At 39.8% G+C, this 309-nt stretch carries 1 protein-coding gene; it reads right to left on the bottom strand.

Annotated elements, in window-relative coordinates; genetic code table 11:
• A partial coding sequence (locus tag BHE89_RS00370) for a KilA-N domain-containing protein (RefSeq protein ID WP_141008245.1) occupies positions 1 to 288 on the bottom strand: 288 nt, incomplete at its 3' end.
• Positions 289 to 309: the final 21 nt, after the last annotated feature.

Genomic DNA, 309 nt, shown 5'->3' with positions numbered 1-309 from the left:
TTTTAAATGAAAAGAAGCACTGATCCACATTGCGTAGGCATACACTAATTCTTTGCAAACATAGGTGCCTTGATTATATCCACCAGCCACAGTGACAATAGGCGCTCCTGTGATCTCAGGAGCGGTCGAAATTTCATCAATTAACTCTTTAGTTTGAGTCAGTGAACTCCAATTCGATGGCTGATGGCGCTTTTCACCACCTGACACTCTATGTAAATCATTTAAACAATAACGACCGGCTACATCTCTACGAACCTGAAAACCATCAATAACAATTAATCCATTCATGCTATTTCTCTCCACTTTTAC

Origin of the sequence: Shigella sp. FC1967, from assembly GCF_001743005.1 — a bacterium.
GTDB lineage: Bacteria > Pseudomonadota > Gammaproteobacteria > Enterobacterales > Enterobacteriaceae > Proteus.
Note: the sequence above shows the minus strand (reverse complement) of the source record. Positions and strands in the feature narration are given on the sequence as shown.